This window comes from Bacteroides sp. 11BF, from assembly GCF_019633765.1.
GTDB classification, from domain to species: domain Bacteria; phylum Bacteroidota; class Bacteroidia; order Bacteroidales; family Bacteroidaceae; genus Bacteroides; species Bacteroides hominis.
Window position 1 is genome coordinate 1 of sequence record NZ_JAFKPJ010000018.1, and the last position, 13,920, is coordinate 13,920.

Genomic DNA, 13,920 nt, shown 5'->3' on the forward strand with positions numbered 1-13,920 from the left:
AAGTTCTGATAGAACTTAGAAGAGAATGCTCTTTTTACTATTGATTTTAATACTTTTCTTTATCCCACGCTCATATTAGGCTAAATTATTTACATTAAAAGAATGCCATTCACATTTGTCACGAAGCTATCACAGTGGAGTTATAGTACTAAATAAAAATATCAAAACACAAAACATCATGAATCATAAAGCATTATAAATCAATTCTCAGCGAGGTATCTCCTCCCCAAGAGTTGACTTATAGCACACTGGCATATGTAATGATTAATTCTACTTCATCGCCTCATAAATGGTTTCCTGAATTTTTTCCCGTATTGCCATTTTAGACAATTTGTTAACCCAAGCATCGGGATAGGTACGATTGCTCAGAAACACATAAACTAAACCATTATCCGGATCTACCCAGGCACAGGTTCCTGTAAATCCGGTATGCCCATATACAGAAGCAGGAGCAGAAACAGCACACGGACTTTTACCTTCATTCACCACATCCGGCTTATCAAAGCCCAGACCACGGCGGCTGATTTTAGATTTATCGGTAGTAAACAAAGCACAAGTCTCTTTACTTAAATAACGTCGTCCATCCAGCTCACCACCATTAAGTAACATCTGATAGACCTTGCCAACCTCACGAGCTGTAGAAAAAAGTCCGGCGTTTCCTGAAATACCTCCCTGAAATGCGGCCGACTCATCGTGTACAAAACCTTGCAAAGTGGTCTTACGGAGGAAACGGTCTACAGCAGAAGGTACTATCTCTTTCTTTTCGAAATAACGCAACGGTAGATATGCAGTACGCTCCAGCCCCATCGGTTTGTAGAATTCCTGCCACAGATATTCATCCAATGGTTTACCACTTAACTCTTCTGCAAGCATCTGCAACAAGATAAATCCGATATCACTGTAACGGTAATTCTTATCCTTTAACGGTACTTCTGCAATTTTTCTCTGCATCTCTTCCCTGAACGACTGATTCAACCATAGACTATCGCAAACCTGAAGGATACAGTCTCCGCTTTTCGTCTCGGCTGCCATCCCTTTATTGAACCGGAACCTCGGATTTCCCCAAGTACGAGCACCTAACCGTACCGTATGCAAAGCATCCTTTGACTGCTTGAACAACGAACCTTTATAACTTTTCTTATCAATAGCTTCCTGATAGAAGACTAATCCGGAAGGTAACCCCGATTGGTGCAAGAGTAGTTCACGAATGGTCAGATTCTCCTTATTCGTCTTACGCAAGAAAGGCAGATAATCAGACACTTTATCAGTCAGATTAAAGCACCCTTTATCATAGAGCTTCATTACAGCCAACAATGTACCTGTTGTTTTTGACAGTGAAGCCAGATCATAAAGATCTGTCGGTTTCACTTTTTCACTATGCTTATCTGTATGGTGCCCGAAACATCGGTCATATAAAGCCTTACCATCCTTCATTACCAGTATCTGGCAACCGGGATAAGCTCCTTCTTTAATACCTTCCAAAGCAATTGAATCGATGCGACTTAGCACTTCCGATTTCAGACCATATTCTTCGGGCACAAAATGGAAAGGCGTATGCGGCGTGATCGTCACTCCCGAACCGGCAGAAAACAATCCACCCACACTGGCAGACAGCCTTCCGTCTGCTGTCGCTTTGCCAAAAAGTATATCAGCCACACGTTCCTGAACATCATCATGAGGAGCATGAGCCAGTACCACAGCCTCAGCAGCCGATACAGCCCGCTGGATCTGCAACATGGATTTAGCCGGAGTATAGAATACATAAATTGCAGGAGCTTCCGGAGCAAACCGGGCAAAAAATGATTGGTAAGGAGCAAGGCGTTGCTCGGTAACAGTAACAATAACGCGGCGATAAGCAGCAAGAGAATCACGCAGTTTCTGCTGTTCGACCTCCGGCAAATCTTTACGCAATTGAAAACGCGCAAATGGAATATACTTCTTTATTTCGCGGTCAAAAGGTTCTGTTTTCCCGCCATCACCGACATTCAATATAGCTACCTCTTTCAGGTCGGGATGCAGAGGCAATACGCCTCCTTTATTATTCAACACTGTAATTGCAGCCAGATTTAGCCTGCGAATCAAATCACGTGTTTGAGGCGTATTAATACGAGACCCCAACCCCGATAGTCTCACAAAAGGTTTATCCTTTAGACCTAAAATGTATTTATAAGTGAGTATTTTCCGACATTTTGCATCAATTTCCTCTTCCGGAAGTTCTCCTTTTTCCACCGCTGCCAATACAGCATCTATCTCTTCCTTTAGCCTGCGGGGAGCCAATACCATATCATTTCCGGCTTTCAAGGCTTGCAGACAGACACTCTGATTACCGGAAACCCCTTTCATAGCAAGCGCATCCGTAAAAATAAGTCCCTTAAAAGCCAATTCCTCGGTCAGCAAACCATAAACCACATTGCGCGATAAAGATGAGGGCAATCCACCGATTGGTTCGATTACAGGAACCTGTAAGTGCCCCACCATCATACCACTGACTCCGGCACGGATAGCCTCTTTAAACGGATATAGTTCTACACTGTCCAGACGTTCACGTGTAAAAGGCAATACGGGCAATGCTTTGTGTGAGTCCACGTCCGTATCACCATGCCCCGGGAAATGCTTGCAAACCGAAAGGACTTTTCCACTCTCCAGCCCCGAAGCATAAGCAATCACTTTGTCGGCTACCTGCATCGGATCTTCACCGAACGAACGGGTGTTGATAACCGGATTATCCGGATTGATATTTACGTCAGCCACCGGAGCAAAATTCACCTGTACTCCCAGTTCACGACACTGGCGAGCCATTTCCCGTCCATACTCATAGATCAGCCGATTATCCTGAATACATCCTAATACCATATTTCTCGGGAAAACAGGAGTACCGCGTAAACGCATGGAAAGTCCCCACTCACCATCGAAGGTTATCAGCAACGGACAGCGTGCCATCCGTTGCGCTTCGTTGGTCAGTGTAGCTTGATTCTGTATCTTTCCACCGGAAAAGAGTAATCCACCGACTTTATAGGTATGAACGGCATCACGCAACAACTGCATATTCCGTTTGGTCTGCACAGGTGCAATGGTATAAATGAACAATTGGCCAACCTTTTCTTTCAAACTCATCCGCTTGTAAACAGAATCGACCCAGTGACGGCATTTTTCGTCCTGAGAGGCCTGATAAAGCAATAAAGGTTCTATAGGAGCAGATACACCAGGAGGAGCATGAAAGTTCTCACCAATAGGAGTATCTTTTAAAGTAGGAGTTTTCGCCCCTACCACAAAAAACGCTGATACGACTAAACCAGCAAATAAATATCTTCTTTTCATTCTATATTGTAAAAAGCCATTAGCTATTCTGTTGTATATAATGACTGATAAATCACTTCCTGTATCCCTTGCCTAATCTTCATGCTATTCAACTTTCCATTCCAGGAATCGGGACAGAGACGGTTACTCAGAAAGATATAAACCAAGTCATTTTCCGGATCCACCCAAGCACAAGTACCGGTAAATCCAGTATGTCCGTAAACAGAGGCCGGTGCCGAAGGTGCACAGGCATTTGCTTTCGGATCATTCAAGTTAGGCTTGTCATATCCTAATCCACGATGGCTGACAGCAGATTTTCCCATAGTAAATGCACGGCAGGTTTCCGATCTGAGATAACGCTTCCCGTCCAGTTCGCCTTCATTGAGAATCATCTGATAGATCTTTCCAAGTTCGCAGGCTGTCGAAAATAATCCGGCATTGCCACTCACGCCTCCCATAAAGGCAGCCGCTTCATCATGCACATATCCGCAAAGATTCTGCCGACGCAAATAATCATTGGTAGCAGTCGGCATTACTTCTGTTTTCTTATAACGGTTTAACGGTTGGAACAACGTACGTTCTAACCCCATAGGTCGATAAAACTCAGCAGCCAAATAAGCATCGAGCGTTTGACCGGTTATGGATTCTACCACCTGCTGTAACAGAATAAAGCCGATATCACTATACACAAAACGTTTACGATCCAGTTCCGACTGAACAATACTCTTCATCATTGCGGCTTTAAACTTTCTGTGCAGCCACATTCCATCGGCTATTTTCAACGTATGTTCCGGCGTTTTTGTTGCAGAGACGAGCCCTCTCCTGAACTTGAAATCCGAACAGGCATAAGTATATTCCCCCATACGGGTATGATGCCATTCATCCACAAACCCTTGTGTAAAAGGACCGGTTACTGAATATTCATCGATTGCGTTGCGATAAAAACGGATATAGGGAACCAAGCCGGATTCATGCAACAATAACTCCCGAATGGTAATATTCTTTTTGTTCGTATTCCGTAAAGCAGGCAAATATTTAGAAGCAGGATCAGTCAATTTCAACTGTCCCTGATCATAAAGTTTCATCACAGCCAATAGTGTAGCGCTTGTCTTGGTCAAAGAGGCAAGGTCAAAAAGATCGTTCGGACGTACCGGGGTACTATCCGTATCGGAATGAATGCCGAAGCATTTATCATAAACAGGCTGTCCATGTCGCAATACCAGTACCTGACACCCGGGAAATGCTTTGGCAGCCAATCCGGCAGATACTACAGAGTCTATACGATGAAGTCGGTACGATTTCAATCCATAATCTTCAGGAGCCGTACCGGCAGTCATGCCGGGCACTATATCTACACCTGAACCGGCAGCAAACGTCTCTCCGATACGCATAGACAAACGCCCTGTCGCCGAAGCTTTACCCAATACCACATCCGCTACATAACGTTGCAAATCCGCTTCATCGGAATGTGCCAGTACAACTGCAGCCGAACGGGCAACAGCCTCTTCAAGTGTCACCAGGGTCCGGTACGAAGTAAAGAAAGCATAAACCACAGGAGCCTGGAGATTGAGGTTTGTAAAGAACGGACGATATTCTTCCGCTTCTTTATCTTTTATCGTCATACTCACAATGACCCTCCGATGTTTTCCAAGTTCTTTTGCTATCCGTTTGCGTTCTTCCTCTCCCGTATCTTTATCCATTCGGAATGTTTTCAATGACAGCCTGGTGCGTAACTCTTCAATGAACAAAGCATCACTACCTTCACCACCTACCGTCAATACAGCTATTTCATCTTTAGTAACAAGAGGTAGAATCCGGAAATAGTTCCCCAGTACGGTCACTGCTGACGTGCGGAGTTTTGTCAGTAAAGCCCGTGCCTCAGGAGTGTTGATACGATCACTCAACCCATCTACTGAAATCACAGGACGCTTATTTAATCCCAAACGGTACTTATAAGTTAAGATCCTGCGGCATTTTGCATTTACTTCTTCCATACTGAGCCGTCCTTCCTTAATGGCTTGCAGAACATCCTGCTGTGCTTTCTCTATATTTTGTTGCACCAATACCATATCATTGCCCGCCTTCAGAGCCTTCACCGTCACATCCGGTTCGCTTGCTACTCCTTTCATGGCAAGCGCATCAGTAAAGACCAATCCATTGAATCCCAGCTCTCCTCGCAGCACATCTGTCACAATGCTACGCGACAATGAAGAAGGAGTTATACGATCAGGTTCCAGAGCCGGAACCTGCAAATGCCCTACCATAATACCACCTAAACCAGCCCGAATGGCCTCTTTAAAAGGATATAGTTCCACACTGTCCAGACGTGCCCGATTGTAATAGACCGCAGGCAGCGCCTTGTGAGAGTCTACGTCCGTATCACCATGTCCGGGAAAATGTTTGGAAACAGACAAGATACCACCACTCTCCAATCCACGCCCATAAGCTATCACTTTCTCAGCCACCGCTTCTGGGTTTTCACCAAACGAACGCACATGGATCACCGGATTATCAGGATTGGTATTGACATCCGCATCCGGAGCAAAATTAACATGTACACCCATCTCCCGGAATTCACGTGCCACTTCCTGCCCGTAGGCTTCAATCAGTGCATTATCACTGATGCAACCCAATGCCGCATTACGCGGAAACACAGGCGTATTCTCCAATCGCATAGATAGTCCCCACTCACCATCAAAAGTGATCATTAACGGAATTTTCGACCGGCTTTGTGCCCGGTTGGTCAATTTCGCCTGACCTTCTACCGTTCCTTCGGAATACAGGAAAGCACCCACTTTCAACTTACGGGTCAGTTTATCCACTAATTTTTCAGTATCTTTATCTGTCCGTGGAGCCAGGGTATAAACAAATAATTGCCCGACCTTATCCTTCAGTTTCATGCGGGAGAGCGTTTGCTCTACCCATTCATTGCAATGTACATCTTCCTGTACAGGTAAGAGTCCTGCTGTTTGCTGAGCCCAAAGAGCACCCGCACCCAGCAGCAACGCAGCGGTTAGCAGTTGTTTTAGCATAGTTTGTTTGGGGGTATTTCAAAAGGGAAAATCCCTCTTATTTCTTATTTTCAAGTGTCAAGTCCATCTGTCCTACATAGATCCCGCTCTTACCGGTATGCATCAATGATACATTTTTGCCATCCATATTAAGAAGAGTCTTCGGTCCTTTCATAAAGGTATGCGAGTGTCCTCCGAGAACAACATCTATATTACGGGTTTTAGGAATCAACTGGTTTTCATCATATTGCACACCCAAGTGAGAAAGACAAACAACCACATCACAACCCTCTTTTTCTTTCAGGACAGCAGCCACTTCATTTGCCGTAGCTACAGGATCATTATAAACGACTCCCACGCATTTATTGGCCTGAACCATGCCTTCAAGTTGGCAGCCCAATCCCAAAACACCAATCTTAACTCCGTCTCTCTCGATGATTACATATGGTTTCACCAAGTCTTTAAGCACTGTGGCACTCACATCGTAGTTGGCACATACCACCGGAAAGTCGGCCATCCGGAACAAACGTGCCATATTATCCAGATCGAAATCAAATTCATGGTTGCCAATAGTCATGGCATCATATTTCATTTCGTTCATCATCTTCACTTCTACCTCACCCTGAAACATATTATAATAAGGGGTCCCCTGTGATATGTCTCCGCAGTCGAACAATAACATATCAGGATGTTCCTTACGGAACTCTTTCACAAATGTAGCGCGACGTACAAATCCTCCCTTATCATAATTCCGGTCACCTTCCTGATTGATAGGTTCCAAACGGCTATGCACATCACTGGTCTGCAACAGGATCAGTTTTTTATCCTGTTGGGCAAATGCTGAAAAAGAAAAAAAGAAAATGAAAAAGAAAGCCAGAAAATTCTTTTCCATAAAACTAAGAATATATTTATTATTGGTTGGGGATATCATAATTCACTGAATTTTATCATTTTACATTCTATTATACCTTTACTTCACGGTGATTCTACCATCCAGTGCCGAAGCTATCTTCTTTCCGGCAGCTGTTTGTTGTCTCACATAGTCAAGAAAGAGTCCGCGTAATGTTGCTCCTTCCGGACATACACGTTTCTCCGCTTGCAAGAAAGCTTCCATGCTTCCGTTACCGTCAGCCAGATAATCAATGGTCGCCACCGTATAAAGTTTGTTGTCATCAATCGGCTGGCCGCCCACTGTAGCGTTCAGTAATTTTCCATCCTTAGTGATTTCCATCCGGATACCACTCACTCCTTCTCCCTTCAGCGAAGCAATACTTGTGAGCAATGCTTTCAGGTGTGTTCCCTTCATCGTCATTACGCAAAGTGAATTTTCGAATGGCAATATCTCATATACCATTCCCACCGTAATATCCCCGGCAGGCAAAATATTACGCAATCCGCCCATATTCACCAATCCCATGTCAGCCGGCTTATCCTGTACTTTCACCGCAGCCTGGCGCAATACTTCCGCAACAAGATTGGAAAGCAGACTTTCGGGATGACCTTTGTCCATCTTCTGCTCGCTGGTGCCGATTACCTCATACATCATGTTGTCTATCTTCTCTTTGTAAGGCTTTAATATTGCCACGGCATCTGCATCGGGATGAGCATCCCATTTAGCGTCAATGTCAATCATCCTTCCTTCTACCTTGGCAACCCGATAATCGGCTTTTGCCATTTCGTGCGTCGACTGGCAAGAAGTAAATGTCAGCAACCCCGCCAGAATTACTCCTGAAATAATCTTTGCGTAATTTTGTTTCATATCCTTAAGTACTTAATAATGCTACAAATATACAAAAACATTTGGCTATCCGGCAAATAATTCGTTACTTTGCACCGCTTTCGCGCAATCGCTGTCAGGAGAGAGTTGCCTGGTATGTTGCGTTGTAACGATAAAACAATTTAATAATAAACAACAATGGATTTAATTAAAATTGCAGAAGAAGCATTCGCTACCGGAAAACAGCACCCGAGCTTCAAAGCAGGCGACACTGTAACAGTAGCATATCGTATTATCGAAGGTAACAAAGAACGTGTACAGTTGTACCGTGGTGTTGTTATCAAAATTGCAGGTCACGGAGAAAAGAAACGTTTTACTGTACGTAAAATGTCAGGAACTGTAGGCGTAGAAAGAATTTTCCCAATCGAATCACCAGCTATCGACAGCATCGAAGTGAACAAGGTTGGTAAAGTACGTCGCGCTAAACTGTACTACCTGCGTGCTCTTACTGGTAAGAAAGCAAGAATCAAAGAAAAAAGAGTTAACGGCTAATCAGCCTTACTTTTCGATTCGAAATAAAAAAGAGGGAATCTTCTGGCAAGATTTCCTCTTTTTTATTTCGTAACACAATTATCATTCCTACCTTTTCCGGCACAAGCACTTATACAGTATAATCACCGAAAAGCTTCCGATAGTCTTCATGTGTGGAAATCGAAATCCAAAAGAAACAAATAGCCCCCTTACAGCATTGGAAGATGATAAAAAGGAATCCGGCAAAAAGATGCTAAATCTTATAAAATGGAATCATTATACTCTCTTTTCAATCGATTTGCTAACCACCCCTTTCTTAAACAAAGAGCTTCTGTAGATCTTTCTTGCATAAAAAAGAATAAAAGAAGAGTATTCATGCAGAACTTGATCACTTTGAGAGTATATATACGGAAAAAGACGAAAGAGATTATTAATTTCGTCCAAGTCTTTTGTTAATAACGTCCGAGTCTTTTATTAATAAAGTCGAAACAAATCATTAACTTCTTCCAAAGAGGTTATTAATAGTCTAAAATCAAAGTCATTTTTCACTTATTAGCTCCGGTTGGAGTGAGGTATCCCAAGTACCATTTCGAAGTTAGACTACAAGATTCGCTATCATACAAAACAGAATAAAAGAACTTTTCTTTCTTCCGGCGAGGATTAAGCTCAATAAGATATCTTTTTAACCTTCCGGGAGTCTGCTAAAATTCATTTTTCCCACCGGTTCCCAACAAAGATCGGAATATGCCCGCCCTGAACCGATAGAAAATACAAAATGACATTTTTGACAAAACGATATTGGAGTACATCCCGAAGTTCCTGCCCACACAGACAAAAAAAGCTCCGGAATTGCTTCCGGAGCTTTCAGCTAAATAATCGCTTTCATTCGCTCTTAGTCTCTCAGGTCTTTCAACTCCCAAGCCAATGCACTGGCACCCAGTACGGCAGCATCGGAGTCTTTCAACTCAGAAACGAGCAATTTTGTTTTGCCTTTGTAAATGTTCAGAAGATTATTTTCCATGGCTTTTGTAATCGGCTTCATGATATAGTCACCCGATTTTGCCAAACCACCGAACAAGATAATAGCTTCGGGACTTGAGAAAGCAATAGCGTCAGCCAATGCCTCACCCAGAATATTACCTGTAAATTCGAAAATCTCCTGAGCCAGCTTATCTCCCTGTACGGCAGCATCGTATACATCTTTCGATACAATACTCTCTGCCGGGATATTGCGCAACAAGCTGGCATCGGTACGTGCAGCGAGGAATTCGCGTGCAGTGCGTGCCACACCTGTAGCCGAACAGTATGTTTCCAGACATCCTTTACGTCCGCAACCACAGATACGTCCGTCACGACGAACGATCACGTGACCGAGTTCTCCGGCAAAGCCGTCATGTCCGTAAACCACTTGTCCGTTGATAACAATACCACTACCGACACCTGTTCCCAGAGTAATCATGATAAAATCTTTCATACCGCGAGCAGCCCCGTAAGTCATTTCACCCACAGCGGCAGCATTAGCATCGTTTGTCAAGGCTGTCGGAATGCCCAGACGTTCCTCGAACATAGAAGCCAACGGCAATACACCTTTCCAAGGCAGGTTAGGAGCAAACTCAATGGTTCCGGTATAATAGTTTCCATTAGGAGCGCCAATGCCGATACCCTTTATTTTATCCACCCCGCCATTTGCAATGATCAACGGCAGAAGATTTTTGCATACTTCATCTGCATATTCTTCTACTGTAGGATATACCTGAGTTTTCACTGCACCGCTTGCTATAATAGTTCCGCGCGCGTCAACAATTCCAAAGACAGTGTTTGTTCCGCCAATGTCAATACCCACTACGTAGGGTTTCTCCATGCTTGAATTCATGATACTCTTATTTAAAGGGTTAGTTAATATTAAATGTTTATTGCACACAAATTACGTAAAGAAGATTGAGTCTACAAAATCTTTTTTTAAAAAAGTTCACTTCGTTTGCAACTTTTCGTATCAACCGTGCGTCTAATAGAACAAATCATAAGAAAATTGAAACTAAATAGATGAAACTGTGATACACTTAAAAGACATTAACAAAACCTACAACAACGGAGCCCCCCTCCACGTACTCAAAGGCATCAATCTCGATATCGAGCGGGGTGAATTCGTTTCCATTATGGGAGCATCAGGTTCCGGCAAATCTACTTTACTTAATATATTAGGTATACTGGATAATTACGATGACGGAGAGTATTACCTCAACAATGTGTTGATTAAAAACCTGAGCGAAACTAAATCCGCGGAGTACCGCAACCGGATGATCGGTTTCATCTTCCAGTCGTTTAACCTGATTTCATTCAAAAACGCAGTAGAAAACGTTGCACTACCTCTATTTTACCAAGGAGTAAGCCGGAAAAAACGGAACGCAATGGCTATGGAATACCTCGACAAACTTGGGCTCAAAGACTGGGCACACCACATGCCCAACGAAATGAGCGGCGGTCAGAAACAGCGTGTAGCCATCGCCCGTGCCCTGATTACACAGCCTCAGATTATTCTGGCCGACGAACCTACCGGTGCACTGGACAGCAAAACTTCAGTAGAAGTCATGCAAATCCTGAAAGACCTGCACAAGACCGGAATGACCATTGTCGTAGTAACCCACGAAAGCGGAGTTGCCAACCAGACGGACAAGATTATTCACATCAAAGACGGTATTATCGAACGGATTGAAGAGAACCAGAATCATGATGCCTCACCATTCGGCAAGGATGGATATATGAAATAAAAACAAATACAAATATGATTGACATTTGGCAAGAAATATATGGCACCATCAAACGGAACAAACTTCGTACGTTCCTGACCGGATTTGCCGTAGCATGGGGAATTTTCATGCTGATAGTGCTATTGGGAGCCGGTAACGGGCTAATCCATGCTTTTGAAAAGTCATCCTCCGCACGAGCACTGAACTCCATCAAAATCTATCCGGGATGGACCGGAAAACCCTACGACGGACTGAAAGAGGGACGCCGCATTCAACTGGATAACAAAGACTTGAATGCTACCATGGAACATTTCAGTGACAACATCATCAGCGTAGGTGCCAGTCAATGGCAGAGCAATGTGAATCTGAGTTACGGACAGGAGTACGTTAACCTTTCATTGGAAGGGGTATATCCGAACTTTACAGAAGTGGAATCCGTAAAATCGACAGAGGGACGGTTCATTAATGATATCGACCTCAAAGAACGGCGAAAAGTAATTGTACTACATACCAAGACGGCTGAGATCCTTTTCGGAAAAAGCCGAACAGAGCCTATCGGAAAATTCGTAAATGCCGGTGGAGTTTCTTATCAGGTAGTAGGACTTTACACCGATCCGGGTGACCAGGGAAGCAGTGAAGCATATATTCCCTTCTCAACCCTACAGGTGATTTACAATAAAGGCGATAAACTAAACAACCTGACTTTCACGACCAAAGGGCTCACCACGATGGAATCGAATGAGGCATTTGAAGCAGCCTATCGTAAAGTGATGGGTGCCAAACATCGTTTCGATCCTTCGGACAACAGTGCACTATGGATATGGAACCGCTTTACCAACTATCTGCAATCTCAGAATGCCATGGGTATCCTGCGCACGGCCATCTGGGTGATTGGTGTCTTTACACTGCTGAGTGGCATTGTGGGTGTATCAAATATCATGCTGATCACAGTGAAAGAGAGAACACGCGAATTTGGGATCCGCAAGGCATTGGGTGCCAAGCCATTCTCCATCCTGTGGCTGATTATCGTAGAGAGTGTAACCATTACGACCCTCTTTGGATATATCGGCATGGTAGCGGGAATCGCAGCTACCGAATGGATGAATAAGGTGGCCGGAGAACAAACCGTAGATGTGGGAATGTTCTCGGAGACGGTATTCCTGAATCCGACGGTAGATATCAGTATTGCCATACAGGCCACATTAACCCTGGTAATCGCAGGCACATTGGCAGGATTCTTCCCGGCCAAAAAAGCAGTAAGTATCAGACCTATTGAAGCACTTAGAGCAGATTGATTATGAGAGTAGATATAGACACGTGTGAGGAAATCCTCGTCACGATAACAAGAAACAAAACACGAAGCCTGCTGACGGCTTTCGGAGTATTCTGGGGTATCTTCATGTTGATAGCCCTGATGGGGGGCGGACAAGGGATGCAGGACATGATGCAAGCCGAATTCGAAGGATTTGCCACCAACTCGGGATTTATGGCCTCCCAGAAAACAGGGGAAGCTTACAAAGGATTCCGTAAAGGGCGCTACTGGGATATCGAGAACTCGGATGTAGAACAAATCCGTGAGAAGGTAAAAGATATCGATGTTATTACCCCATCGATAGCCCGCTGGGGCTCGACGGCCATTTTCGGAGAAAAAAAGTATGATTGCAGCGTAAAGGGGCTCTATCCGGACTACGCCAAGATTGAAAATCAGGATATGGCTTACGGAAGATTCATCAATGATGTGGACGTACGCGAAGGACGCAAAGTCTGCGTGATCGGCAAACGCGTTTACGAAAGCCTTTTCAATCCGGGCGAAGATCCTTGTGGAAAGTATGTACGGGTAGACGGAATCTATTACCAGGTGATCGGTATGTGCGTATCCGAAGGAAACATGAATATTCAGGGACGGGCTTCGGAAGCTGTTGTATTACCTTTTAGTACCATGCAACAAGCCTACAATATGGGAAAACGTATCGATGTGATATGCTATACCGTGAAATCCGGGAAAAAAGTAAGCGATCTGGAACCGGAAATAGAAAGCATCCTGAAAGAAGCACACTATATAGCACCGGACGATAAGCAGGCAGTCATGAAACTGAATGCGGAAGCCATGTTCTCGATGATGGATAATTTGTTTACCGGTATCCATGTACTGATCTGGATGGTGGGCCTGGGTACTTTGCTGGCCGGCGCCATCGGTGTATCGAACATCATGATGGTAACGGTAAAGGAACGAACCACGGAAATAGGTATACGACGTGCCATCGGTGCCCGTCCGAAAGATATTCTGCAACAGATCTTATCGGAAAGTATGGTACTGACTACCATAGCAGGCATGGCCGGCATCTCTTTTGGAGTATTGATCCTGCAATTGATGGAAATAGGCGTTAACTCCGGTAAAGACCATTATTCTCACTTCCAGGTCTCCTTTGGCATGGCTATCGGAACCTGCCTGTTACTCGTGACACTGGGATTACTGGCCGGGCTGGCACCGGCTTACAGAGCAATGGCCATCCGTCCGATAGAGGCTATCAGAGATGAATAAAGTACAGCCTCTCCCCCACAAAAAGCAGAAAAGAGACACAGTCAAGTATAGAAAATAACAATTCAAAATATAAAA

The 13,920-nt window shown here is 44.2% G+C and carries 9 protein-coding genes; 4 read left to right on the plus strand and 5 right to left on the minus strand.

Going from position 1 to position 13,920, the window contains the following annotated elements; translation table 11 throughout:
• Positions 1–270: 270 nt before the first annotated feature.
• The 4 genes from JZY04_RS16950 to JZY04_RS16965 are packed head-to-tail and all read right to left on the minus strand — an operon-like array spanning position 271 to position 8,067.
• A complete protein-coding gene (locus tag JZY04_RS16950) occupies positions 271–3,318 on the minus strand; it encodes a glycoside hydrolase family 3 N-terminal domain-containing protein (protein ID WP_122141475.1) in 3,048 nt (1,015 codons plus the stop codon).
• Positions 3,319–3,341: 23 nt separating this feature from the next.
• Positions 3,342–6,329, minus strand: coding sequence for a glycoside hydrolase family 3 N-terminal domain-containing protein (locus JZY04_RS16955; RefSeq protein WP_122141474.1), 2,988 nt, complete (start codon positions 6,327–6,329; stop codon positions 3,342–3,344).
• Positions 6,330–6,366: 37 nt separating this feature from the next.
• A complete protein-coding gene (locus JZY04_RS16960) occupies positions 6,367–7,239 on the minus strand; it encodes a bifunctional UDP-sugar hydrolase/5'-nucleotidase (RefSeq protein WP_005810696.1) in 873 nt (290 codons plus the stop codon).
• A gap of 39 nt (positions 7,240–7,278) precedes the next feature.
• Entirely contained in the window at positions 7,279–8,067 is a 789-nt protein-coding gene (locus JZY04_RS16965) for a 5'-nucleotidase C-terminal domain-containing protein (protein WP_122141473.1), read from the minus strand.
• A 156-nt stretch (positions 8,068–8,223) separates the two neighbouring features.
• Between JZY04_RS16965 and rplS the strand changes: the two genes are divergently transcribed.
• On the plus strand, positions 8,224–8,577 hold the full coding sequence (rplS, locus tag JZY04_RS16970) for a 50S ribosomal protein L19 (protein ID WP_005778830.1): 354 nt from the start codon (positions 8,224–8,226) through the stop codon (positions 8,575–8,577).
• Positions 8,578–9,448: 871 nt separating this feature from the next.
• On the opposite strand, the gene JZY04_RS16975 is transcribed toward rplS, so the two are convergent.
• Positions 9,449–10,429 carry an ROK family protein gene (locus JZY04_RS16975; RefSeq protein WP_005810700.1) on the minus strand — a complete coding sequence of 327 codons (981 nt, stop codon included), beginning with the start codon at positions 10,427–10,429 and terminating at the stop codon, positions 9,449–9,451.
• Positions 10,430–10,607: 178 nt separating this feature from the next.
• Here JZY04_RS16975 and JZY04_RS16980 point away from each other — a divergent pair, with 178 nt between their 5' ends.
• The 3 genes from JZY04_RS16980 to JZY04_RS16990 are packed head-to-tail and all read left to right on the plus strand — an operon-like array spanning position 10,608 to position 13,845.
• Entirely contained in the window at positions 10,608–11,324 is a 717-nt protein-coding gene (locus JZY04_RS16980; RefSeq protein ID WP_005778836.1) for an ABC transporter ATP-binding protein, read from the plus strand.
• Positions 11,325–11,338: 14 nt separating this feature from the next.
• A complete protein-coding gene (locus JZY04_RS16985; RefSeq protein ID WP_005778838.1) occupies positions 11,339–12,598 on the plus strand; it encodes an ABC transporter permease in 1,260 nt (419 codons plus the stop codon).
• Between the two features lie 2 nt (positions 12,599–12,600).
• Positions 12,601–13,845 carry an ABC transporter permease gene (locus tag JZY04_RS16990; RefSeq protein WP_122141472.1) on the plus strand — a complete coding sequence of 415 codons (1,245 nt, stop codon included), beginning with the start codon at positions 12,601–12,603 and terminating at the stop codon, positions 13,843–13,845.
• The last annotated feature ends 75 nt before the right edge of the window (positions 13,846–13,920 follow it).